The sequence below is a fragment of the Anaeromassilibacillus sp. SJQ-5 genome (genome assembly GCF_054108045.1).
In genome coordinates this window covers 1,066,406-1,090,515 of record NZ_JBPJWQ010000001.1, presented here as the reverse complement: position 1 = coordinate 1,090,515, position 24,110 = coordinate 1,066,406, and the positions used below count along the sequence as shown (strand labels likewise).

25 protein-coding genes and 2 tRNA genes are annotated in these 24,110 nt (G+C 57.4%); 14 read left to right on the top strand and 13 right to left on the bottom strand.

Annotated features, from left to right (window positions below; genetic code table 11):
* Position 1: 1 nt before the first annotated feature.
* On the bottom strand, positions 2-1,939 hold the full coding sequence (locus ACSAMM_RS04520) for an aconitate hydratase (protein WP_457790069.1): 1,938 nt from the start codon (positions 1,937-1,939) through the stop codon (positions 2-4).
* A 1,090-nt stretch (positions 1,940-3,029) separates the two neighbouring features.
* Entirely contained in the window at positions 3,030-3,245 is a 216-nt protein-coding gene (locus ACSAMM_RS04515) for a helix-turn-helix transcriptional regulator (protein WP_178726254.1), read from the bottom strand.
* Positions 3,246-3,429: 184 nt separating this feature from the next.
* Here ACSAMM_RS04515 and ACSAMM_RS04510 point away from each other — a divergent pair, with 184 nt between their 5' ends.
* Positions 3,430-3,759 (top strand): hypothetical protein, encoded by a 330-nt coding sequence (locus ACSAMM_RS04510; RefSeq protein ID WP_457790067.1) that lies wholly within the window; start codon positions 3,430-3,432, stop codon positions 3,757-3,759.
* Between the two features lie 177 nt (positions 3,760-3,936).
* Here ACSAMM_RS04510 and ACSAMM_RS04505 read toward each other — a convergent pair whose 3' ends face one another.
* The 4 genes from ACSAMM_RS04505 to ACSAMM_RS04490 form a co-directional block, all read right to left on the bottom strand.
* Entirely contained in the window at positions 3,937-4,692 is a 756-nt protein-coding gene (locus tag ACSAMM_RS04505; RefSeq protein ID WP_457790065.1) for a ThuA domain-containing protein, read from the bottom strand.
* Positions 4,693-4,714: 22 nt separating this feature from the next.
* Positions 4,715-5,776: a Gfo/Idh/MocA family protein gene (locus tag ACSAMM_RS04500; protein ID WP_457790063.1), complete on the bottom strand. Its 1,062-nt coding sequence runs from the start codon at positions 5,774-5,776 to the stop codon at positions 4,715-4,717.
* 53 nt (positions 5,777-5,829) lie between these two features.
* Complete coding sequence (locus tag ACSAMM_RS04495) at positions 5,830-6,795, bottom strand: TIM barrel protein (RefSeq protein WP_178721727.1); 966 nt, start codon at positions 6,793-6,795, stop codon at positions 5,830-5,832.
* Between the two features lie 114 nt (positions 6,796-6,909).
* Positions 6,910-7,851 (bottom strand): helix-turn-helix domain-containing protein, encoded by a 942-nt coding sequence (locus ACSAMM_RS04490; protein ID WP_178721729.1) that lies wholly within the window; start codon positions 7,849-7,851, stop codon positions 6,910-6,912.
* Between the two features lie 215 nt (positions 7,852-8,066).
* On the opposite strand from ACSAMM_RS04490, the gene rbr reads away from it, so the two are divergent.
* From rbr to ACSAMM_RS04475, 3 genes are read left to right on the top strand one after another with little or no spacing between them, the layout of a single operon-like run.
* Positions 8,067-8,606 (top strand): rubrerythrin, encoded by a 540-nt coding sequence (gene rbr / locus ACSAMM_RS04485; RefSeq protein WP_178721765.1) that lies wholly within the window; start codon positions 8,067-8,069, stop codon positions 8,604-8,606.
* A gap of 3 nt (positions 8,607-8,609) precedes the next feature.
* Positions 8,610-8,789 (top strand): hypothetical protein, encoded by a 180-nt coding sequence (locus ACSAMM_RS04480; RefSeq protein WP_457790060.1) that lies wholly within the window; start codon positions 8,610-8,612, stop codon positions 8,787-8,789.
* A gap of 51 nt (positions 8,790-8,840) precedes the next feature.
* On the top strand, positions 8,841-10,466 hold the full coding sequence (locus ACSAMM_RS04475; protein WP_457790058.1) for an MFS transporter: 1,626 nt from the start codon (positions 8,841-8,843) through the stop codon (positions 10,464-10,466).
* Positions 10,467-10,480: 14 nt separating this feature from the next.
* On the opposite strand, the gene ACSAMM_RS04470 is transcribed toward ACSAMM_RS04475, so the two are convergent.
* The 5 genes from ACSAMM_RS04470 to ACSAMM_RS04450 form a co-directional block, all read right to left on the bottom strand.
* Positions 10,481-10,843: a VOC family protein gene (locus ACSAMM_RS04470; RefSeq protein WP_457790057.1), complete on the bottom strand. Its 363-nt coding sequence runs from the start codon at positions 10,841-10,843 to the stop codon at positions 10,481-10,483.
* The gene (locus tag ACSAMM_RS04465) at positions 10,844-12,616 is read right to left on the bottom strand and encodes an NFACT RNA binding domain-containing protein (RefSeq protein WP_178721735.1); all 1,773 of its coding nucleotides are present in this window, start codon (positions 12,614-12,616) and stop codon (positions 10,844-10,846) included. It lies immediately after the preceding gene.
* A 23-nt stretch (positions 12,617-12,639) separates the two neighbouring features.
* The gene (locus ACSAMM_RS04460) at positions 12,640-13,380 is read right to left on the bottom strand and encodes a Nif3-like dinuclear metal center hexameric protein (RefSeq protein WP_457790055.1); all 741 of its coding nucleotides are present in this window, start codon (positions 13,378-13,380) and stop codon (positions 12,640-12,642) included.
* Positions 13,377-14,051: a class I SAM-dependent methyltransferase gene (locus ACSAMM_RS04455; protein ID WP_457790053.1), complete on the bottom strand. Its 675-nt coding sequence runs from the start codon at positions 14,049-14,051 to the stop codon at positions 13,377-13,379. Before ACSAMM_RS04455 ends, ACSAMM_RS04460 begins: the two co-directional genes overlap by 4 nt.
* Before the next feature lie 116 nt (positions 14,052-14,167).
* Positions 14,168-14,368: a DUF1858 domain-containing protein gene (locus tag ACSAMM_RS04450; protein ID WP_178721741.1), complete on the bottom strand. Its 201-nt coding sequence runs from the start codon at positions 14,366-14,368 to the stop codon at positions 14,168-14,170.
* A gap of 290 nt (positions 14,369-14,658) precedes the next feature.
* Between ACSAMM_RS04450 and rpmB the strand changes: the two genes are divergently transcribed.
* From rpmB to ACSAMM_RS04405, 9 genes are all read left to right on the top strand, one after another.
* Positions 14,659-14,847, top strand: coding sequence for a 50S ribosomal protein L28 (gene rpmB / locus ACSAMM_RS04445; RefSeq protein ID WP_178628320.1), 189 nt, complete (start codon positions 14,659-14,661; stop codon positions 14,845-14,847).
* Positions 14,848-15,036: 189 nt separating this feature from the next.
* Positions 15,037-15,579 carry an inorganic diphosphatase gene (locus ACSAMM_RS04440; RefSeq protein ID WP_178721743.1) on the top strand — a complete coding sequence of 181 codons (543 nt, stop codon included), beginning with the start codon at positions 15,037-15,039 and terminating at the stop codon, positions 15,577-15,579.
* An 11-nt stretch (positions 15,580-15,590) separates the two neighbouring features.
* A complete protein-coding gene (locus ACSAMM_RS04435) occupies positions 15,591-16,265 on the top strand; it encodes an isochorismatase family protein (RefSeq protein ID WP_178721745.1) in 675 nt (224 codons plus the stop codon).
* A 52-nt stretch (positions 16,266-16,317) separates the two neighbouring features.
* On the top strand, positions 16,318-17,781 hold the full coding sequence (locus tag ACSAMM_RS04430; protein ID WP_457790050.1) for a nicotinate phosphoribosyltransferase: 1,464 nt from the start codon (positions 16,318-16,320) through the stop codon (positions 17,779-17,781).
* 163 nt (positions 17,782-17,944) lie between these two features.
* Entirely contained in the window at positions 17,945-18,412 is a 468-nt protein-coding gene (locus tag ACSAMM_RS04425; RefSeq protein WP_178721747.1) for a winged helix-turn-helix domain-containing protein, read from the top strand.
* A gap of 91 nt (positions 18,413-18,503) precedes the next feature.
* The gene (locus ACSAMM_RS04420; protein WP_457790048.1) at positions 18,504-19,838 is read left to right on the top strand and encodes a CCA tRNA nucleotidyltransferase; all 1,335 of its coding nucleotides are present in this window, start codon (positions 18,504-18,506) and stop codon (positions 19,836-19,838) included.
* 158 nt (positions 19,839-19,996) lie between these two features.
* Positions 19,997-20,073 (top strand) — tRNA-Ile (locus tag ACSAMM_RS04415).
* Positions 20,074-20,113: 40 nt separating this feature from the next.
* A tRNA-Trp gene (locus ACSAMM_RS04410) sits at positions 20,114-20,189 on the top strand.
* Positions 20,190-20,408: 219 nt separating this feature from the next.
* On the top strand, positions 20,409-21,581 hold the full coding sequence (locus ACSAMM_RS04405) for a tyrosine-type recombinase/integrase (RefSeq protein WP_457790047.1): 1,173 nt from the start codon (positions 20,409-20,411) through the stop codon (positions 21,579-21,581).
* A 36-nt stretch (positions 21,582-21,617) separates the two neighbouring features.
* Here ACSAMM_RS04405 and ACSAMM_RS04400 read toward each other — a convergent pair whose 3' ends face one another.
* Both ACSAMM_RS04400 and ACSAMM_RS04395 read right to left on the bottom strand, forming a co-directional pair.
* Positions 21,618-21,821, bottom strand: coding sequence for a helix-turn-helix domain-containing protein (locus tag ACSAMM_RS04400; protein WP_224763972.1), 204 nt, complete (start codon positions 21,819-21,821; stop codon positions 21,618-21,620).
* A gap of 376 nt (positions 21,822-22,197) precedes the next feature.
* Positions 22,198-22,386: a hypothetical protein gene (locus ACSAMM_RS04395; RefSeq protein WP_457790045.1), complete on the bottom strand. Its 189-nt coding sequence runs from the start codon at positions 22,384-22,386 to the stop codon at positions 22,198-22,200.
* Between the two features lie 135 nt (positions 22,387-22,521).
* Between ACSAMM_RS04395 and ACSAMM_RS04390 the strand changes: the two genes are divergently transcribed.
* Entirely contained in the window at positions 22,522-23,835 is a 1,314-nt protein-coding gene (locus tag ACSAMM_RS04390; protein ID WP_457790043.1) for a hypothetical protein, read from the top strand.
* Positions 23,836-24,110: the final 275 nt, after the last annotated feature.

Below are 24,110 nucleotides of genomic sequence, written 5' to 3'. Positions count from 1 at the left end.
CTCATCCGTTTTGATTGCGGGTATAGTCCAGCAGGCCGCCGGCCAGCAGCATCTCCACCTGGCGGCGGGAGAAGGCGGCGTTCAGGGGGAAGCTCTCCCCCGTCGTGCGGTTTTCGAGCGTCACGTCCTTGCCCTGCTCCAGGCAAGCGCGCACGTCGGGCAGGACGATGTCGTCCATGAGGGAAATCCGGTCGTAATCCGCCTCATTCTTAAAGGTCAGAGGCAGGATGCCGGCGTTGATGAGGTTCGCCACATGGATGCGGGCGAAGGACTTGACAATGACGGCCTTGATGCCCAAATACAGAGGCGCCAGGGCCGCGTGTTCCCGGGAGCTGCCCTGCCCGTAGTTGGATCCGCCGATGATGATCCCCTTCCCCTGCTTCTTGCAGCGGGCGGGGAATTCCTCGTCGCAGCGCACGAAGCAATGCTCCGAAATGGCGGGGATATTGGACCGCAGGGGCAGGATTTTGGCCCCGGCGGGCATGATATGGTCGGTGGTGATATTGTCCCCCACCTTGAGCAGCACCGGCGCTTCCACCGTCTCGGGCAGGGGCGCGGTTTTGGGGAAGGGCTTAATGTTGGGACCGCGGACGATATCCACCGCGTCCATATCGGCCTCATCGGCAGGAGGCACGATCATATTGTCGTTGATGAGGAAGCGCTCGGGCAGGGTGACGACGGGGGCCTCGCCCAGGGTGCGGGGATCGGTCAGCACGCCGGTGAGGGCGGAGGCCGCCGCCACCTCGGGGCTGACCAGATAGACTTGGGCGTCGGCGGTGCCGGAACGGCCCTCAAAATTGCGGTTGAAGGTACGCAGGGAGATGCCGCCGGAGTTCGGCGACTGGCCCATGCCGATGCAGGGGCCGCAGGCGCATTCCAGAATCCGGGCGCCCGCCGCGATGAGGTCGGCCAAAGCGCCGTTTTCGGCCAGCATGTTGTACACCTGCTTGGAGCCGGGGGCGATGGAGAGGCTGACATCCGGGTGAACAGTCTTGCCCTTGAGGATGGCCGCCACCTTGAGCATATCCATCAGCGAGGAGTTGGTGCAGGAGCCGATGCAGCACTGGTTAACCGGCAGGGGGCCGAGATCCTCCACCGCCTTCACGTTGTCGGGAGAATGGGGGCAGGCGGCCAGGGGACGCAGGGAGGACAGGTCGATATCCACCACCTCGTCGTACACCGCGTCGGCGTCGGCGCTCAGCTCCACCCAATCCTGCTCCCGGCCCTGGGCCTTCATGAACGCCCGGGTCACGTCGTCGGAGGGGAAAACCGAGGTGGAGGCGCCCAGCTCGGCCCCCATGTTGGTGATGGTGGCCCGTTCCGGCACGGAAAGGGTCTTGACCCCTTCCCCGCCGTATTCGATGATTTTGCCCACGCCACCCTTGACGGACAGGAGACGGAGCACCTCGAGAATGACGTCCTTCGCCGCCACCCAGGGCCGCAGACGGCCGGTCAGGTTGACCCGCACCATCTTGGGCATGGAGATGTAGTAGGTGCCGCCGCCCATGGCCACGGCCACGTCCAGGCCGCCCGCGCCGAAGGCCAGCATGCCGATACCGCCACCGGTGGGGGTATGGCTGTCCGACCCGATGAGGGTTTTACCGGGAATGCCGAACCGCTCCAGATGCACCTGATGGCAGATGCCGTTGCCGGGGCGGGAAAAATACAGGCCGTGCTTTTTGCATACCGACTGGATATAGCGATGGTCGTCGGCGTTTTCAAAGCCGGTTTGCAGGGTATTGTGATCGATATACGCGACCGATCGCTCGGTCTTTACGCGAGGCACGCCCATGGCTTCAAATTCCAGGTAAGCCATGGTACCGGTGGCGTCCTGTGTCAAGGTCTGGTCGATCTTCAAACCGATTTCGCTGCCGGGAACGGACATGTCGCCGCTGACCAGATGCGAACGAATCAGCTTTTGCGCAATGGTGTCTCCCATGGTCATCCACTCCTAAAGGTTGTTATCTTCTCTATTATGAAGGATTGTAGCAAATTTGTCAATCTTTCCGGGCAGAAAAAAAGGGAGGCCCCCTCCCTTGCTATGTCCTATCGAGTACAGCGTTGGTATGCGGGACAGAAACCCGCGATTCTATTAGCAGCGCTTTTGTAATGCTCTATTGGGTTATGTGTAGGTGTGCGGGGGACTGCCCCGCGTCCCTATGCCACCAGTGCCGCGCCCGCACCCCATCTTTCTTTTTCGTGCGTGAAAAAGAAAGATGGGGGAGAAAGAAAAAGCCTTATAGAACCATACGGCGGGGGGAGGCCGACGTTGTGGCTCGCGGCAACCCCTGTGTCGCTGCGGGTTCCGAACCCAAACAAATAAAATAAAAACTTTAGCACCTGCGTCGCCATAGATACGCCCGCTAGTTGCCGCGGTGACAACGTTCTAGCCCACTACCGCCCCCGCCTCGACTGTACGCCGCCACACGTTGCGGAAGTTGGGCGACCAACTCCCCTGGGGCTGCGCTGCATGGGAAGGATGGACGGATTATGATCGATGCTCTGCCGCTGCCGGTCTCGTCGGCTTAGGCCGCCGAGCCCATACGAGGATCCCGTAGAAGGTGGCCGCAAGCTGGGGGGGTATCCGGGCTTGATTGATAGGGCTCACCGTCCTAAGACGGGGAGACCCCACCGGATTGTACAATTTGGGTGATCGCTCAAGTATACTACGCGCGTCAGCGCGCTCGTAGCGCGGGAAAAGGACACGCTTCCCGGCAGATAGGCGCTGGGCGCACTATAGCGCCTTTAGGCGCGAGCGCAATTTTAAATTGATAGGACAGGAAAGATTCGACGTGTTCTTTTCCCGTGCGTCTGTTGGTTAAGGCTTTTTCTTTCTCCCCCTTCTTTCTTTTTCACGCACGAAAAAGAAAGAAGGGGTGCGGGAGCGGCACAGGTTCAATAGGGTCGCGGGGTCATGCCCCGCATACCTACATAACCCCCGATAGGATTTAAAAAAGCGAGCCATTTTTATGGCCCGCTGATGTGGTTTGGACGCTGTAAGCGGCGCCCTATCCCCTGCTTACGAAAAACTATTTTATTTCCTTTTTCGTATCGTTCAATATAAAGCCACCGACAAATGTGGCGTTGCACGCCTTGGCAATATCCTGCAATTCTTTTTCAGACAGATTATCTCGACGCAACTTCGCGCTCATATTCTGAACCGTTTTCCCCAGTTTCCCGGCCAAATCCGTCAGGGTCATATCGCGTTCCAACAGCAAGGTCTTGACTATTTTCGCCATTCCCATACAAGGCCACATCCTCTCCGTGCTAAAATTGTATACCAAATAATTGATAATTGCAAAAATAAAAGCAATATGTTAACTCAACATTTGAAAACGATATTGACAATTTCAATTTTTTAGTTTAGAATTATTCATGTGGTTTGATATTCTAAAATATTCAGTTAAGAATCGAAAAAGTAAATTTTTTATGAACAAGGAGGAAAACGGTATGGACTTCAACCATTCTTATCGCAGGGCCGATTTAAACTCGATCGAGGCCTTCCTGATGCATGGCGGGGAAAGCTTTGAAAGGCCGTCCGACAAGTCCTATGCTCAAAGGCTCCAGGAAGCCAGGAAAAACGCCACGGCGTTCTTCGAGGCCCGGTTTACGAACATCGATGAATTCGACGAAATCGCCGGGTACTTCAACGAGCAAGTCTCGGTGTTCGAAGATGTGTATTTGGAAATTGGCCTGCTGCTGGGAGCCAGAATCGCCTTTCAAATTTGCGGGAAAATAGCGGAATTATCCGATGGGTAACAGCGGCAGCCATTGCCACCTTCCCCTCAAGGGGAAGGCTTGGCTCGCCGTGAGTCCGCGAGGGAGGCGATTTGCGCGCGGCCCTGTAAGGCCGCTGAGGCCTATCCAAGCCGCATTCGTAAAAAATACGCGGTCTGAAGATCTTCTCTTCAGACCGCGTCAATGTATGATGGAAAATTAGTACTGTCCGACCTCGTCGCCGCGGCCGGCGGCGGAGAGCTCCTCGGTGGTCAGTTCGGTGTGGAAGCATTCCAAAGTGGTCCGCCAGTTGGCGGGGGCGGCCCATTTCACGGCGTTACCGATAATTTTCAGGACATGGGGGTTGTGGTAGGAGGGGTTTGTCTCGTGGCCGGGCTGGAAGTAGAAGACCTTCCCCGCCCCGCGGTGCCAGCAGCAGCCGGAGCGGAACAGCTCGCCGCCGCGGAACCAGCCGCCGAAGACGATTTCATCCGGATTGGGAATATCGAAATGCTCGCCGTACATCTCTTCCTTTTCCAGCTCAAACCAAGCGGGGACACCTTCGGCGATGGGATGGCCGGGATTCATGCACCACATCCGTTCAAAATCGCCGTCCCGCCAGCGCAGGGAGCAGGTGGTGCCCATCAGGAGGCGGAAAGGCTTGGAATAATGGCCGGAGTGGAGCACGATGAGACCCATGCCCCCTAGGACGCGGTCGGCCACCTTGCGGGCCAACTCGTCGGGCACGAGATGGTGGCCGCAGTGCCCCCACCAAATCATGACGTCCGTGTTGTTCAGCACCTCGTCGGGCAGGCCGCATTCCGGCTGCTCCAAGGTGGCGGTGCGGGCTTCCACGCCCTCCAGGGTATTCAGATAAGCGGCCAGGGTGCCATGGATGCCCAGGGGATACAGATCCTTGACCTCCTGCACCTCTCGGTCATGGATATTTTCATTCCATACGGTGACGCGAATCATACTACTCCCACCTTTCTTTCAATCAGAAGCGGCCAAGAATCGCTTGGCCGGTGCGGTCGGATTCGAACGCCGCTTCCATTACCTTCATGACGCGCATGGCCTCCTCCGGCTTGACGCGGAGCTCCGCCGTGCCGTCCAGAACGTCGGCCAGGTTGCGGTAAAAGACATCGTAATCGGAGAAATACTTATCCGGGTCGAGGGCGATTTCCTCGATGGTATCCTTGGCGCGGGGGGCCATGGTCTTGGTGGGGCCGGCCTTGGTGTAGATGATCTCCTCTTCCCAGGTGACCTCATGCTGGCTGGCGCGCACCACCTTGCCGTTGCAGCTCCAATCCGGAATGGTCAGCGCACCGCGATCGCCGCAGACATACCAGCGGGGCGCCTCGATATAATGGCTGGTGCCCACCTCGATGGTGGCCATGACGCCGTCCTCGAATTTGAGCTGAAGCTTAAAGCCGTCGTCGCATTCCTGATACGCCACATGGTACATATCGCAGAACACCGACGTGACGGGGGTGGGGTTCATCATCATCAGCTGATCGATGAGATGGACGCCCCAGTCCAGCATCATGCCGCCGCCGGCCACGGCGTACTGCCGCCAGCCCTCCGGGATGCCGCGGGATCCGGTCACGCGGGACTCGATCTCAAACACCTTGCCGAGAAGACCGGATTCCGCCTGCTCCCGCATGGCCAGATAATCGGCGTCGGCGCGGCGGTTCTGGTGGATGGTGAACAGGCTGCCGGTGCGTTTCGCAGTATCCATCATGTCCTGCAGCTCTCCGCTGGACATGGCCACCGGCTTCTCGCACACGACGGCTTTCCCGGCCTCCAGCGCCTGGCATACCAGGGTTTTATGGAAGTTGTTGGGGGTGGCCACCACGATGATGTCCAGGCTCGCGTCGGCCAGCATCGCCTCGTAGGAATCATAGAGCTTTTCAAAGCCTTCCGACTTCGCCAGCTCCATCCGCTTGGGATCGATGTCGTACACGCCGACGAATTTCACCCGGTCGGTTTTGCAGATCCCTTCGAAGTGCCAATGGCCCATCCCGCCGTAGCCGACGAGAGCCGCTTTATACTGTTTCATGTCACGATGTCCTTTCCGATCGCAGGAATTCTATTCTCCCGAAGAGGGAGCGCTCACGCCCACCACATCTGGGCGGGCTGTTCGGTGATCATCACGTCCTGCAGGAAGCGGATCGCTTTCTCCAGCCCCTGTTTGACGGACATCAGACCGTCTTCATGCTCGATGCTGACCGAGCCCTCGTACCCGATCATCCGCAGGGTGGACATCATGTCCTTCCACAGGGCGGTATCGGAGCCGTAGCCCACCGTGCGGAACACCCAGCTGCGATCCAACAGATCGCCGTAGCTGCCGGTATCCAGCACGCCGTTTTTCGCTTTGTTATAGGGATCCACCTTGGTGTCCTTGGCATGGAAATGGTACACCGCGCCCTTGAGTTCCCGCAGAGCGGCCACCGGATCCATCCCCTGCCAAATCAGGTGGCTGGGGTCGAAGTTGGCGCCCAGGATATCCCCCACCGCGGCCCGCAGGCGCAGCAGGGTGGCCGGGTTGTACACGCAGAAGCCGGGATGCATCTCAAAGGCTATTTTTTTCACGCCGTAGGATTTAGCGATATCCGCCGCTTTTTTCCAATACGGGATCAGCACGTCATTCCACTGGTACTCCAGGGTTTCGCCATACTCGGGCGGCCAGGCGCAGGTGACCCAGTTGGGGCGCTTGGATTCCGGGCAGTCGCCGGGACAGCCGGAGAAGGTCACGATGGTGTCCACCCCCAACTTCTGTGCCAGCTTGCAGGTGTCCACAAACACGTTGTGATACATCTCGGCCGTGGCTTTATCCGGGTGCACCGGATTGCCGTGGCAGGACAGCACGCTGATTTCCAGCTCGTTCTTTTTGAGCAGCTGCTTGAATTCCTCGATTTTCCCGTCGTCGTTTAAATAGACCTCGGGCTTCAGGTGGTTGTTGTTGGTATACCCGCCGGTACCCAGTTCCACGGTTTCCACTCCCAGGCCATGCAGGTAGGCAAACGCCTCCTCAGCGGGCATCCCCTGCAGCGGGACGGTCAGTACGCCCAGTTTCATTTTGTCAGCTCCTTACTATCAATTAGAGAATAGCGGTTTGACTTTATTATAACGCAAATTCTCAGTTTTTCAGCAACTATTGCGCCCATTTTTTTCAACTATTTTTATCCGTCCTCAGATATCGCCGCCGTTTTTCCGATAGGACACCGGTGTGCGGCCAGTCACCTTGCGGAAGGCTTTATAAAAATTGGTGCTGTTGTTGAAGCCGCAGGACATGGCGATGTCGGTCAGGTTCATGCTGGTGGTACGGATGAGCTCAATGGCCCGCTGGATCCGCCGGTGCACCACGTATTCCACCGGGGACAGGCCGTTATACCGTTTGAACAGCGTGGAAAAATAGGCGGGGCTGACATGGGCGATGGAGGCCAGCTGGGCCAGGCGGATCTCGCCGTCCAGATGCTCGTCGATGTAGCGGATGACCTCGTTCAGCTGCGCCACGTCCTCCTGCTGGATGGGCTTACGGGCCTTTTCCCGATCGATATAATCGTAGTTGCGGATAATCTCGGTAAAAATGGTTTGCAGCTTGATTTTCACGAGCAGCTCGTAGCAGGGGCGCTGCTCCCGGAATTCCTGCATAATCTCCATCATAAGGGAAAAAATGCGGCGGGTGGCGGGATTGTCCCTATCCAGCCGGTGGGAAAAATTCTTGCCGTTTTCAAAAAAGACCAGCAGGAAATTATAATCGAGATCGCTGGCCAGGGAGTTCCAGATAAAGGCGGTGTCGAAATGGATGACCAGATTGTTCATTTTCTGGCCGTCGGCCAACTCCAGTCCATGATAATCTGTATTGGGCAGGATAAATACGTCGCCCGGGCGGATATCGTAGAACTTCTCGTTGATATGATACGTGCCGTAGCCCGAGGGCACGCAGGAAATTTCCAGCTCGTGGTGGGCATGTCTTTCAGCCGCCATAGGGCCGACGAGCACATGGCTGTCGATGGAAATCAGCTGGCGGCCGTTCTTATCCAAAATGGCGCGGGAGGGCGCGAGCGGTGACATACCGGCGGGAGCCGACCGTTCGTCCGGCGGCCGGCACATATTGCATAAATCGCTCAAGGACCATCAGCCTTTCGAAAAAACATAAGGGGAAAACCGCATTTAAATTGACGTATAACGCCTATAGTATGACACAGCTCGTCCCCCGGCGCAACACCTTTTTGGCAAATAGCCGCCCGAATTTTTCCGGTTCGGGCGTATGGGCACAGTTTTCCGGGCATACTATTGCGGAAATCACCCCGGCGCACAGCCGGAAGGAAAGGCAGGAACTGTTGATGGAATTTAAGGGAAGCCGTACCGAAGCCAATCTGATGGCTGCGTTCGCCGGCGAGAGCCAGGCGCGCAACAAGTACACCTTTTACGCCTCCCAAGCGAAAAAGGACGGGTATGTGCAAATAGGCAAGATCTTCCAGGAGACGGCGGACAACGAGAAGGAGCATGCGGAAATCTGGTTCAAGTGGCTCCACGGCAACGCGATGCCCGCCACCCCCGCCAACCTGGCCGACGCGGCCGCGGGCGAGCGGTACGAATGGACGGAAATGTACAAAGAGTTCGCCCAAATCGCCAAGGAGGAGGGGTTCACCGAGCTGGCGGCCCTGTTCGATCTAGTGGCGAAAATCGAAAAGAGCCACGAGGAGCGGTTCAATAAGCTGCTGGACAACCTGAACACCGGCAAGGTCTTCAAGAGAGAGGCGCAAACCGTCTGGGTCTGTCTGAACTGCGGGCACTTGTACACCGGCGAGACACCGCCCACCATCTGCCCGGTCTGCAAGCACGCCCAGGCCTACTTCCAGATGCACGTCGAGGATTATTGAGCCATGGATAAGAAAAGACGCGACAATCGCAAGCTGGACGCCGCCGGACAGGCGCTGGTGCGGGACGACAGCCACACGCTGCGAGAGCAGGGGCGGGGATTCATTCTCTCCGACGTGCTGGGCAGCTATACCGGCACCGACGAGGACGGGGAACGGCCCGTCCAGGACGCCGACGATTTATAACGGACCGCCCGCCGCATACGGCGGGCGGTTTTTTGAAGGGAGGTCGCTCGCGTGAGGGGTAAGGCTAACTCCTTTACAAAGGCAGAAAAAAGCTGGATTCTATACGACTGGGCTAATTCCGTCTACGCCACCAACATGACGGCGGCTATTTTCCCGATATACTACGCGACAGTAGCCGGCGACGAGGGAAACCGGTGGTGGGGATTGGGGGTATCCGCCGCCTCCCTGCTGGTGGCGGTGTTGGCCCCGGTGCTGGGAGCGGCGGGCGACACCCGGGGCATGAAGAAAAAGCTGCTGGCGGGCTTTCTGCTGCTGGGGGTGGGCTTTACGGCGGTGACGGCCTTTGTGGCCAGCTGGCAGTGGATGCTCATCGGGTATGTGCTCTCCCACATCGGGTTTTCCGGCGCCAACGTGTTCTACGACGCGTTCCTGACCGACGTGACCACCCGGGACCGGATGGACAAGGTATCGGCCTGGGGGTATGCCATGGGATATCTGGGCGGCAGTACGGTGCCCTTCGTGCTGTCCATCGCGGCGCTGCTGTTCACCGGGTTCAGCGTGGGGGCGGTCAAATTTTCCATTCTGCTGACCAGCGTATGGTGGGCGGTGTTCTCCCTGCCGCTGCTGATCAATGTGAAGCAGACACACTTTACAGAGGTGCCTTCCTCTCGCTTGCTGACTTCCACCTGGCGAAACCTGAGGGGCACGCTGGGACGCATCCGGAGCAACCGGGGGCTGCATCTGTTTTTACTGGCGTATTTCTTTTACATTGACGGGGTCAACACGGTGATTTCCCTGGCGACCAACTATGGCGCGACGCTGGGGTTGGGCTCCACCGGCATGATCCTGGCGCTGCTAGTGACCCAGTTGGTGGCTGTCCCCTGCTCCCTTCTGTTCAGCCGCCTGTCCCGGCGGATACATGCGGTGCATCTCATCACGGCGGCCATCGCGGTGTATTTCATCATCTGCGGCGTGGGCTTCTTCATGGGCTGGAAGGTGGAGCCATATCAGCTGGAGTATACGGCGGCGGTCAACGAGGCCGCTGTGCCGCCCACCTTGGTGGGCAAGGACGCGGCTGCGCTGCGCCAGGTGCTGGGCGATATCCGAGAGGAGGGCAAGGACGCGCTGGCCGCCGCGGATCGGGGCGCCGCTTTCTACGCGGTGGACGAGGCGGGACGGGAGACCGGGGTGCTCGGGGACGTGCTGACCCGGCTGCGGGACCCGGTCTCTTCCCGATACGGATTCACCAAGGCGGCGTACCGGGAAGAGGCGCTGCATATGGTGGAGCGGATGAAGCCGGCGCTACTGGCCTTCGCGCAGGACGCGGCCAGACAGGAGGGCTATCGCCGGGCGCTGGCGGTGTCCTCCCGGCTGTTCTGGCTGATGGCGGTGCTGGTGGGGACCGTGCAGGGCGGGATTCAAGCGCTGTCCCGCTCCTTCTTCGGCAAGTTGGTGCCGCCGGAGCGCTCCAATGAATATTTCGGGTTCTTCGACATCATCGGGAAGTTTGCCGCTGTGACCGGGCCGTTCCTGTACGCGCTGTTTTATATGCTGACCGGGCGGGCGTCCATGGGGATCATCAGCTTACTGCTGCTGTTTGCCGCCGGTGGGTCTCTCCTGTTTTTCGGCCGGCGCACCATTATCCGTTCCGGGCAGATGGAAAGCCCTCCCGCTTGAGCAGGAGGGCTTTTTTAGCGATCCAGGATTTCCAGCCAATAGCCGTCGGGATCCTCGATGAAGTAGAGATCCATGGCGGGGTTCTCGTAGCAGATGCAGCCCATGGATTCGTGGAGGGCGTGGGCCGCGGCTTTATCCTCCACACGGAAGGCCAGATGAAACTCGTTGTCGCCCAGATTATACGGTTCCCGACGGTCGCGCAGCCAGGTCAGCTCCAGCTGGTAGCCGGTGTGGCCGTCCTCCAGGAAAACGATGACAAAGGAGCCGTCTTCGGGAATAACGCGGTGCGCTTCCCGGAGCCCCAGGGCCTGCCGGTAAAACGCGAGGCTTTTGTCCAGATCCAGCACGTTGAGGTTGGTATGCAGAAACGCCGCCATTTATTTATCCTCCTTATGCTTACGCAGCCGCTCCACCAGGGACTCATCCGGGGTGACGTAAGCCGTCTGATTCGCGTCGTAAATCACCATGCCGGGCTTGGCGCCGGCGGGCTTGCGCACGTGGCGGACAGCGGTATAGTCCACCGGCACCTGGACGGATCCCGCCGCCCGGGAATGGAAAGCGGCCAGAATGGCGGCTTGCTCCAGCGTGCGATCGGGCGGGGTCTCCCCCTGGGTCAGGACGACGACGTGGGATCCGGGAATGTTTTTAGTATGGAACCAGATGTCGCCGCCGCGGGCGGTTTTCAGGGTGAGGCGGTCGTTCTGGACGTTGTTGCGGCCCACCAGGATGGTGAAGCCGTCGTCGGAGCAAAACTCCATGGGACCCAGAGGGGCGGGAGGCTTCTGCCGGCTTTTTTGCAGGCGGAGGTAGCCGCCCGCCGCCAGTTCCTGCCGCAATTCCCCGATCTCCCGGACGGTGGAGGCGCGGGACAGGGCATCAAAGACGGTGTCGATATACCGCAGTTCTTCCTCGCCACGGGCGATTTGTTCGGCGAGAATCCTTTCCGCTGTTTGGGCCTTACGATACTCCTTATAATACTTTTGGGCGTTCTGCGCCGCCGACAGGGCGGGGTCGAGGGGTACCCGCAGAGTGGCGCAGTCCGGGTCGTAGTAATTGACGAGATCGGCGAAAGGGGCGCCCTTTTCGATGGCATAGAGATTGGCGTTGATGAGATCCCCGAAAATCCGGCGTTCCTCCCGGTTCTCCGACTGCTCTAGCTCCTGCCGCTGGTGGGCCAGCTTGCGGGAGGTACGCTCATAGGCGTTGGTCAGCACCCGCAGCAGGTCATGCGAGCGCTGCTTCATCCGTTCGACACCGTCTTTTTGGGCGTAGAAGGCGTCCAGCAGGGCGGAAAAACTCGCCATTTCCCGCCCGACGGCGGAGAGGCCGTACTGGGTGATGGGGATAAAACTGAAGTCCAGGGGCGCGCCGTCGGGATGCAGCAGCAGATAGGGCTTGCGGTTTTCGCCGCCGAGAACGGCGGCTTTTAAACGGGCCAGATGGAAAGCCAGGCGCTGCTTGTCCTCCGCCGTCAGGGAGGCGGCGCGGGTATCTTGCCCACGGGTGGCCAAATGGGCCATTTCCCGGCAGAGGAGGGGCGACAAGCCGTGGGAGACGGCCAGCAGGGCCTTGGAAAGCGGATCGTCCTTCCCCTTCTCCACCGCCGTGACGAAGGCGGCAGGCTCCTCCTGGGACAAATCCAGACGGCCGGGAGCGGCGGGGGGCGGCGAATAGGGCAGGCCGGGCAGCACTGGCCGCACGGAGGACATGTCCCAGTCCACCCGTTTGATGGCGTCCACCACCTGGCCGTTTTCCACGAGGATGATATTGCTGTGGCGGCCCATGATTTCCACGGCCAGCGTGAGGCGGACGATGTCGCCCAGCTCATTGACACAGTCGAAATCGAGGTACAGGGCCCGCTCCAGACCAGGCTGCCGGATAGCCGCCAGACGACCGCCGGTCATCCGTTTGCGCAGCAGCATACAAAACATGGGGGGCTGCGCAGGATTCTCCAGCGGGACGGCGGTGAAGTGGATCCGTGGCGAATTGGCCCGGGCCGAAATATACAGCTTTTCCGCCCCGTTCCGGCGGCGCAGGGAGAGCACCAGCTCCTCCCGGGAGGGCTGGTGGATTTTATCGATGCGGGCATCCCGCAGGGTATCTTGCAGTTCCGCGCGCAGGCAGGACAAAAACGCGCCGTCAAAGGCCATGTCGCCCGCCTCCTTTTCTAGTATTACTCAATGGTACGGTAGGGAGCCTCCCCACGATGGACAAGGACGCGGAGGGCCGGGAAGGCCTCTTGCAGCCAGCCGCCCAAGGCATCGACAATACACACCTCGGTGGCATAATGACCGGCGTCCACCAGGGTCAGCCCCGCCTGCCGGGCGGCCAGCCATTCGTGGTGCTTCACCTCGCCGGTGACAAAGGCATCCACGGCGGGGTTCAGCTTCATCCATTCGCCGCCCCCAGCGCCGCCGCACAGGCCGACGAACCGCACTGGGCCGTCACCGCAGGCCCTTACCGGCGTTCCAAGCCGACGGGCGACCAGGCAGGCGAAATCCCGAGCCTCCATGGCGGCGGGCAGTCGGCCGACACGACATAATCCGTCGTCGGCCGCCGCAACCTCTTCCAGCCCCAGAAGGGCGGCCAGAGTATCGTTAACACCGCCAGGCGCTTTGTCCAGATTGGTATGGGCCGCGTAGGCGGCGATCCCCGCGGCGGCCAGCCGATAGGGCATTTCCTCCGCGTCCAGGCGGCGCAGAGGATCGAAAATCACCGGGTGGTGGCTGACGATAAGGCCGGCCCCTTCCCTTTCAGCTTCTTCCAGAGCGGCGGGGGTGACATCCAGCGTCACCAGAACGGCGGACAGCTCCCGGCAGCGGCCGGTTACCAGCAGGCCGGGATTATCCCACGCCTCGGCGGTATCCTCCGGGGCCATCTGTCCCAGAAAGGCGCATACATCTTCGATTGTCATTGGTTATCCCTCACAGTGCGTTCCATTTCCCGGGCAATGGCTTCCAGGCGGGCGGCCTCCCCCGCGCCATCCGCCCGACGCGCCAGCCCTTGGGCCTGCCGGCGCAGGCGCGCCGCCTGACTCAGCAGATAGGCGGACGCCTCGGGCAGCGGCAGGCGGCCGATATAATACGCGGCTTCTTCGGTCACCGGCGGGGCGCCGGTATAGGCACAGGCCAGCACCAGATACCGCCGCCGGCCCTCCTGCACGATCTGCTCCGACAGAATGCCGAAGCCGCCGGTCAGCAAAAACCGCCGCAGGCATTCGTGGCGGGTCATGGGCTGTAAAATCAAGCGGTACCGGCCATCTTTCGTCCAGGGGGCGGCCTCCAGAATGGAGGCGATGGTCTCTCCTCCCATGCCGGCGATCACGATGTCGTCCGCCTCGCCGGGGCATAAGGGTGCCAAACCGTCCCCCACCCGCACGTCGATGCGCTCTTCCAGTCCCGCCGCCTCGACGGAACGGCGAGCGGCGGCAGCCGGGCCGATGCGGATATCCGCCGCCACCGCGCGGGGGCAGACCCCCTCCTTCACCAGCCACACCGGCAGATGGGCGTGATCGGTGCCGATATCCGCCAGAACGCTCCCCGGGCGCACCAAACCGGCCACGCAACGCAGCCGTTTATCCAGCATATATCCACCTGCTTTATATCCATTCCGTTCGGAACGGGAAGTTCCGTCTAGACGCAAAATGCGGGCCACAATTCATGGCCCGCAAGCGTGTTGCACAGAAGATGCGGCAAGCCGGATTATTGACCGGCCATGTGCGCGTTGATTTTCTCCACCATGGCGGCACAGTCGACGCCATGCACCATACAGGCCTGTTCAAGCGTCTCCCCGCGAGCGGAGGGACAGCCCAGGCAGTGCATCCCCATCTCCATAAAATAGGTGGCGGTGGTGCGGTCAGTATCGAGAATATCTCCAATCAGCGTATCCTTCGTCACGGTCATACAGTAAACATCCTTTCCATTTTACCCGGGCGGGCCACTTTCCTTCAATAGCATGTCCGCCGTGCTTCTTATTATAAACGCAGGCGACCCGGATTGCAAGAGGTTTTGTCTCCTGCACACACGGCGGCCGGGATGGGAAACGGGTATTTTTTATCGAAATGAAAAAAAAGCTTGCTTTTCCCGGCTGGATCTGCTAAGATATATCCGTTGTTTTTCTTTAAGGATGTCGGCCGCGGCCGGTTCATTCCTTGGAAAAAGCGTATCGCTTTGAAAAGGAGGTGCAGATGATTATGGCAAAATGCGATATCTGCGGAAAGAGTGTGACTTTCGGCATCCAGGTATCCCACTCCCACAGACGTTCTAACCGCACCTGGAAGCCGAATATTAAACGTGTCAAGGCTGTTGTGGACGGTTCCCCGAAGAGGATTTACGCCTGCACCCGTTGCCTGCGTTCTAACAAGGTGACCCGGGCCGTTTAATCTCATACCGTACACAGAGGGCTGCGCTTACAAAAGCGCGGCCCTTTTTGCGGCCCGGCCCTAAAGTTTTTGCCGCAATTCCCTTACCTTCTATTGCTAAATGGCCGGATATCCGGTATAATAATGAGAGGGTTCTTCCGGCATACGTCTCCGGAAATGTGAAATATCATCACCAAAGGAGCGACACGCATGAACATATGGCACGACATCTCCCCGGAACGCATTCAGCCGGAGAATTTCACCGCCGTCATCGAAATCCCCAAGGGCGGCAAGAATAAATACGAAATGGACAAGGAGACCGGCCTTTTGCGGCTGGATCGGGTGCTGTACACAGCCACCCACTATCCGGCCAACTACGGCTTTATCCCCCGCACCTACGCCGACGACGGCGATCCGCTGGATGTGCTGGTGCTCTGCCAGGAGTCCATCGTGCCACTGACGCTGGTGCAATGCTATCCCATCGGGGTTATCCAGATGGTGGATGACGAGTCCACCGATGAAAAAATCATCGCGGTGCCGTTTCGGGATCCCTCCCTGTCCGGGTACGAGGATATTTCCCAGCTGCCCAGCCACACCTTTGACGAAATTCAGCACTTTTTCTCGGTGTATAAGTCGCTGGAGGGAAAGGAAACGGTGGTGCGGGAAGCTCTGGGACGGCAGGAAGCCATTAAAATCATCGTCCACTGCATCGAAGAATATCGGCGCTGCTTCTGCGGGCAGCGCACGCTATAGGAGGCGACAGCATGACATGGACGGATAAGACCGCGTTTACCGGCGAGGCGGCCGCGTTCGCCGGGGAACTTCACGACAAGCTGGCCGCGCTCCCCTCTCTGGCCCTGTCCACTCTGGATTCGGAATCCACCGCGCTGTTTGTGGTGGACATGGTCGAGGGGTTCGCACGGCAGGGCGCGATGGCCAGCCCCCGGGTGGAGGCGCTGATCGCCCCCATCGCCGCCCTGGCGGGGCGGTGCGAGGCGGCGGGCATTCCGGTCGTGGCCTTTGCAGACACGCACGCGCCGGACAGCCTGGAGCTTCAGGCCTATCCCCCGCACTGCCTGCGCGGCACCGAAGAGGCGCGGCTGTGCCCGGAGATCGCGGCGGCGGCGCCGAAGCATACGGTACTCGAAAAGAACTCGACCAACGGGTTCCTCGAGCCGGTGTTCGAACTATGGCGGCGGGAGCATGCGACGGCAACCACCTATCTGGTAACTGGCGACTGCACCGACATCTGCGTGCTGCAGTTTGTACTCTCCGCCAAGGCGTGGCACAACACCCGCAATCTGCCGCTGCGGATACTGGTGCCGACGGCGCTGACGGACACCTTCGACGCGCCGGGACACCCGGCCGACACGCTGGGGGCGGCAGCGTTGTATTTGATGGAGGCCGCCGGGGCGGAACTATACGGCGATGTCGTTTAATAGGGCATCCTTTCGGGACTCGGAAACCGATTACATTGGGGAGCTGACAGACATGAACCAACCGGACAATCCCATTTTTGAGACCGACAACCTGACCATGCTGACCGATTTTTACGAGCTGACCATGGCTAACGGGTTCTTTCAGACCGGCAACGTGGACAAAATCGCATATTTCGACATGTTTTTCCGCCGCATCCCGGACAACGGAGGGCTGGCCATCATGGCGGGGGTGGAGCAGCTGGTGCAGTATCTGAAGAACCTGCGCTTCACCGACGGAGACATCGCTTATCTGCGCAGCAAAAAGCTGTTCAACGAGGCGTTTCTCGAGTATCTGCGGACCTTCCGGTTTGCCTGCGACGTCTGGGCGGTGCCGGAAGGCACACCGGTATTTCCTCACGAACCCATTGTGACGGTGCGTGGGCCGATCATCCAGGCGCAGTTCATCGAAACCATGGTGCTGCTCGCGGTCAACCACCAGTCTCTGATCGCCACCAAGGCCAATCGGATCGTCCGGGCGGCCAAAGGCCGGGCGGTGATGGAGTTCGGCTCCCGCCGGGCGCAGGGATATGACGGGGCGATGTACGGCGCGCGGGCCGCGTATATCGGCGGGTGCGTCGGCACGGCATGCACCATTGTGGATCGAGAGTTCGGCATACCGGCTCTGGGCACCATGGCTCACAGCTGGGTTCAACTCTTCGACAGCGAGCTGGAGGCCTTCCGGGCGTACGCCAAGGAATATCCCGACTCCTGCACGCTGCTCGTGGACACCTACAGCACCTTGAAATCCGGCGTACCCAATGCCATCCAGGTATTCAACGAGGTGATTGTTCCGGCCGGGTTCCGGCCCAAGGCCATTCGGATCGATTCGGGCGACATCACGTATCTAAGCAAAAAAGCCCGCAAAATGCTGGACGACGCCGGGTTCCCGGACTGCCAGATAACCGCTTCCAACTCTCTGGACGAATACATCATTCAGGACATGATTCAGCAAGGGGCCTGTGTGGATTCCTTTGGGGTGGGCGAGCGTCTGATCACCGCCGCGAGCGATCCGGTGTTTGGCGGGGTGTACAAGCTGGCCGCGGTGGAGGAAAACGGGCAGGTGATCCCCCGCATCAAGGTCAGCGAGAACGTCACCAAGATCACCAATCCCTGCTTCAAGAAGCTGTGGCGGCTTTATGACCGGGACAGCGGCAAGGCCATTGCAGATGTCATCACCCTGAACGACGAAATCATCGACGACACCAAGCCCTATGAAATTTTCGATCCCGAGCATATCTGGAAGCGCAAACGCGTGGAGAATTACACCGCCGTCCCCTTGCAGGAGCAGCTGTTCCGGGCGGGAGAATGCGTCTACGATCTGCCGACGGTACAGGATCTGCGCTCTTACTGCCAGGCGCAAATCGGCACCATGTGGGACGAGGTGCTCCGCTTCGAAAATCCGCATAAATACTACGTGGATCTCTCCCAGCCCCTTTGGGACGAGAAGCAGCGGCTGCTATCCGAGTACAGCCGTTGAGGCTTTCCGGGAATTCTCACATTCGTTTCACTTTATTCACAAATCCAACAAAGTAGTCTGGTATGCTGATATAAGGTATCCCACAACGACAGCCTAAAACGCCGTGGGCGTTTTGAACGGGGGCCGCGCCCTTGTATGGAAATAAAAGATGGAGGAATGCAAGATGCCGAAGCTGGTCTATGTCTATGGCGACGACAATAAAATGCTGGACACACTGGTAACCTCTCTGCGCAACAACGGGTATTCCATCGAATACACCAATATCAGTGATGAACTGAGTTCCACCAACATAACGGCGGACATCTCCCTCATCTGCAAGCCGGTTAGCCCCAGCACCAAAATCACGCTGGGCGGCCTGACGATGGATCTGGATAATATGGCGGCTTACGACAGCAACAACGAGGAAATCCACTTCACTCCCACGGAGTTCGCCATGCTCACCTATTTAATGAAAAACGCCGCCCGGGCGGTTCCGCGCAGCGAATTACTGCCCACGGTGTGGGGATTTGAAAACGATTCCGGCACGCGGGTGGCGGACGACACCGTCAAACGGCTGCGCAAGAAGCTGCAGAACACCAATTTGTCCATCGAGACCATTTGGGGGTACGGCTTCAAGGTCCGGGAAAAATAAAGGGATTTATCCCGGCTTGCCGGCGAAGGTGCGCCGGATAAGCCGGGATTTTTATACGCGTCTTCATTGTTCACCGAAAGGAACGAGTTTCATGATTGCCATACCGCAAAATGTGCTGGATATTCTTCGCGCGCTGAATGAACGCGGACACGAGGCCTATGTGGTCGGCGGCTGCGTGCGGGATTCCCTGCTGGGACGGACGCCCACCGATTGGGATGTGACCACCTCCGCCCTACCGGAGGAAACGGCAGGTATCTTTGACGCTCTGGGCGGCTATACAGTGGCGAAGACCGGGCTGGCGCATGGAACGCTGACGATCATCAAGGAGCACTGCCCGGTAGAGATTACCACCTATCGCGTAGACGGCGCTTATTCTGACGCCCGGCATCCCGACGCGGTGCGGTTCACCCGCAGTCTGCGGGAGGATTTGAGCCGCCGGGATTTTACCATCAACGCCATGGCCTACCACCCGGACGTGGGACTGGTGGACTATTTCTCCGGGCGGGCGGATTTGGAGGCCCGGCGGATTTGCTGTGTGGGCGATCCGGACAAGCGGTTCGGCGAGGATGCGCTGCGCATTCTACGGGCGCTGCGTTTCGCCTCCGTTCTGGAATTCTCCTTGGAGAAGATGACAGGGGAAAGCCTTCACAGGCAGGCGTTCCTGCTGCGCCAGATAGCGGCGGAACGAATCGCGGCTGAAATGAATAAGCTACTTTGCGGCCCGGCGGCGTTTCCGGTGCTGATGGAATATCCCGACGTGTTTGAGGTCATTCTGCCCGAGCTCTCTCCCATGCGGGATCATCCCCAATATAACGCCTACCACAAATATGATATTTACGAGCACACAATGCGCGCGGTACAGGCGGCTCCTCCCCTGTCGGTGCTTCGATGGGTCCTGCTGCTGCACGACAGCGGCAAGCCTTCTTGCTTTACACGCGACGCGGAAGGGGTCGGTCACTTTTACGGGCATCCGGCGGTAAGCGCCCAGATAACCGGAGAGGTTCTGCGTCGGATGAAGCTGGACACGGCCACCATAGAACGGGCGGTCATGCTGGTTACGTACCACGACGTGCGGCTGACCGCCAAGGAAGCCGAGGTAAAGCGATGGCTGCGGCGGCTCGGCGAGGAGGCGTTTTTTCAGCTTCTGGAGGTACAAAAGGCAGATGTGCGGGGACAGCATCCAGATTTGCTATACCGGATACAGGACATTGAGGCAATTGGCCAAACCGCCAGAGAAGTACTGGCTTCTCAGGCTTGCTTTTCTCTCAAGGATTTGCAGGTGAACGGACACGATTTGATACAAATCGGTATTTACCCAGGTAAGCTGCTGGGAGACACATTGGAAACACTGCTGGAAGCGGTCATCGACGGGCGCTGCCCCAACCGAAAAGAGGATTTGCTGGAGATGGCCAAGGCGATGCGCTGAGAAAAGGCCCGGGTTATCTCCGGGCCTTTTCTATGCTCCTCCCTGCTGACGGCGCGGATCGGCTTCCGTGTCGGAAACTGCGGGAAAAGATTGCGGAAATCTCTTGACAATTCCGAATTATATGATAAAATAGCTTTCGTGCTGTGGCACTCCATTATGGGCCTTTAGCTCAGTTGGTTAGAGCAACCGGCTCATAACCGGTTGGTCCCGGGTTCGAGTCCCTGAAGGCCCACCAATAACTCGGGATGCATTCCCTTTATGATAATAGAATACACAGGGGCATAGCTCAGTTGGTAGAGCAGCGGTCTCCAAAACCGCGTGCCGAGGGTTCAAGTCCTTCTGCCCCTGCCAGTGAAAAAGACACGGAAAGCCTTGATTTACCGAGGTTTTTCGTGTCTTTTTTATTTGCTGGAGAGAGGTTGTCGTCGATACGTTTTCCCCTCTTTTATCCCCAAGTACACCTCCTTTATCCCGAAAAAGGCTGTCAAAAAGGCTGTCAGAATATCCGGCATCCAGTCTTCTCAGGAAAAGTCATACTACCTTTGAAATCAAGCGAAAGGAGTAGACTTTATGCCTCAATCAAACGAACCCAAAACACGCCGTGACAACGGCGAAGGCACAGCCCCGAAGCAGCGCAAGGACGGCCGGTGGTTCCGGCAAATCACCGTAGAAGGAAAAAAGAAGTTTATTTACGGAAAGACCAAGACGGAGGTCAACCAAAAATTTCGAGAGTTCAAGAAGATGCTGGAAAGCGGCACCTATCGAGAGATTCAGAAACAGACCGTTGAGGAATATACGCTGAACTGGCTCACCACCTATAAGCGGATTGAACTTAAGCCCAAGTCCTATGACACGTTGGAGAGTACCATTTATCATCAGATCATTCCCTATTTTAAGGGAATGCAGTTCTTTACGCTGACTCATGACGATATTCAAAAATTCATCAATAAGCTAGACGGCGACGGCTATTCCTATTCCCAGATCAAAAAAGCGTACCTGGCATTGAATGCCTGTTTCAAATTTGCCATGGTCAAGGAGCAGATCATCAAAAATCCCTGCTTTGAAATCCGGCTGCCGAAGAAGGCGGAAAAAGGGGTTAAAACGATAGACGTGTTGACGAAAGAGCAGATGCGGGTGTATTGCCAGTTTGCTACAGAAAAGTACGGTAACGGGAAACCGGTGTATCGTCTTGGATACGGATTGGTTCTCATCCTATTCACTGGCCTGCGGTTAGGCGAGGCACTAGGACTGCGATGGGAAGATATTGATTTTGAAAAACAAAGTCTAAAAGTGGAGCGTACGCTGGAATATGTCAAGAATCGAAACATCGTTTCGGGAGAACCGCGGTATTGCTTTGTGGAGGGCAGCACCAAAACCACCTCCGGAGACCGCACCATTCCTCTCAACCAGACGGCGCTTCAGGCACTTCGGGAGTTACAGAAAATCAACGGACAGTTTTCATTGGTGTTTGCGAATGCAACAGGGAAACCGATCAATCCGCGCAATCTGAACCGGGCGCACGATTGTATTCTGGAACGGGCCGGAATTCCCCATATAGGCATTCACGCTCTCCGCCACACCTTTGCCAGCCAACTGTTCGCCAACAAGGTGGACATCAAAATCGTATCCCGTCTGCTGGGGCATGCGGACGTAGGAATTACATATAACACTTATATTCACCTGCTCAAAGAGGATCTGCCGTCCGCTACCAATACGCTAGACGGAATCCTGAATACCGGATGAGCGAAAGGGCGGGCTAGAAAGCCCGCCCTTTCCGGTTCATTTAATAATCCCTTTTCCAGCGTTACTTAAGATCCAGCGTTCCAAGGCTTTGGCGCTGATGAGATACTTTCCGCCGATCTTTATCGCCGGAAATCCATGAACACGAACCAGCTCATAAGCCTGTCGTTTCCCGCAACGAAAAATTTCCTGTACCTCATGTAACGTGAGAAGGGTATCATTAAATTTCTTTTCACTCAACACAGCCGTCCCCCCTTTCTATTTTGATTTCAAATATAGTATGACGGAAAAAAAGAAAATTGACGATCCGCACTTTAGCAGATCGTCAAAAATGATAATTTTTGAGTTTGCATGGTAATTTTCAGAAATTATCCTCTCTTAAGAGAAAGGGTGGAAGAAGGCCGTAAAAAATTATGTTTAGCCGAAGAAAAATTATGTTCCGCTGCCGAAAAATTACTATGAATCATAATTTCTCTTCCGAAAGCTCGTGATTTCTCCGGATTTCTATGCTGTTTGATTTTCTTCCTGCCCTTCCCATTGGAGAAGGGCGCCTTCTCTTTTCTATCACAAAAAGAGCGGCTACAGCCGCCCTTTTTGTGAAGCCGTGCCGGAAGATTTTTTATTCCTCCGGCATTTCTTCCCATTCTTCCAAGAAAAAACCGCCGTTTTCCTCCATCCAGCGGAGCTTGTCAAGCTCCGCCTCCACTTTTTCGTCCAGGCTTTGGTAGGTGCCGATTTCCCGGATCATTTTCCGGAACCCCACCTCTTTTGCCAGTTCTTTTATGTCGAACATCATGATACTCTCCATTTTGATTCCTCCTTTGTGTAGGGTCTGTTTATAGTATAAATCGCCTGATTCACGCGGTCAAATCCTCCCACAACCAAAACAGCCGCGACCAGTTGAAAACTTTTCCGACATACTATCTCCGAAAAGAATTCGGAGGTGGTTGTTACGAAACGGACAAATATTACCCGTGAGCAGAAGAAACAGGTCGATTACTTTCTTCAGCAAATCTATGGGTTTGACTTCAAAACGGGAAGCGCCTATCTGTGCGGTGCTGGCTTTGATGGCCAGAAAGCCTATTCCTCTCTGTATGTGCTCAGAAAACAGGCACTGTACCTGATTCAGAATACAGGAGAGGCTTATATATCTCTCAACATTTTCAAGAGCCGGCAGGGCTATTGTCGAAGGACGGAGAAATATCTGTGGCGGTTCAATCACATCGTCATCGATATCGATTTCCAGCAGGATTTTTCTCCGGACTACGAAACCGTAGAACAGGAATTGGAACGGCAGATACGCTGGCATAGTACATACGGAGACGCGCCCATGCCGAACGCTATCGTTTTCACCGGTTCCGGAGGCTGCCACCTTTATTACATATTTGAGGATCTTCCAAACGGGAAAAAAGGCCGGATGGCAGAAGGAATTCAGGCGGTGAAAATGCAGCTGCTTGCCCGCTGGGTGCCGCTGGAGAAATCCTTACAGGAGGAAGGGGTGGATTTCCATGTGGACACCCAAGCGGTGGACGCCAGCCGGGTGTTTCGCATTCCGGGGAGCATCCACCGGGATACCGGCCGAATATGCCGCATGAAACCGCTGCGGTTAGCCTCTTACGGCTACAAGGAGCTTTGCCGCTACATAAGCGATATACCATGGAACGGAGATTATGCGGTGGCGAACGCCCGCCGGGACATAGAGCGTGCGCGTTTCGATTATGGACAGAGTGATCGGAGAAGCGAACCATACACCATGACGAAGCAATTCCTTGGAGCCAAACGGCTGCGGGAACTGCTCCGGCTGGCTCACGCCGGATGGGGATTCCAAAACTGCCGGGAGTTGGCGGCGCACTTCGCCTGGGTTTGGGGACGGGATGCGGAACTTTCCGAGGACGAGATTCGGGACAAGCTTTTAGAGCTGAACGCCTGCTTTTACCGGCCTCTTTCGGAGAAGGAGTTGTTCTATACCGCCAAAGGAAACGGAAAAAGCTATCGATATACTAATGTCCGCATCCGGTTGGCCTTAGGGCTGGATGACTCTGAGGGGTATTTTACGGGCCGGCGTTCTCGGGAATACAAAGACCGTGCAGGCAAAACCTGCAAGCATAAGAAATGGATTGCAGCGTTGGTACTGGCCGGGAAGAAGATACGTGAAATCGCACAGGAACTGCACCTAAGTGTTTCCCTTGTGAAACGCCGCCGAACGGAGATGAAGAAAGCAGAGGGCTTCACCTTCTGGGCGGCTGTTCCCATTTGAGTGACCGAAAATCGCATAGAAAAACGGCCAGACTGCTGCGAAATCGCAGTGGTCTGGCCATCGTGCGAAAAACAGGAGAAAAGACTGGAAAAAGAGAGACAAAATGCATCTCCGCCGGGTATCAGACGGATTGTATGCATCCCTGCTTTAAAAAAGTTCGTTTTGGGCGCTATATTATATCTTCTAAAGAAACGCCGCCGGACTAAAGAGGTACCCGCCTTGGGTTTTGAAATTGAAATCGGATTGTAGACTTTCTGTGAAAATGGGGATGCGAC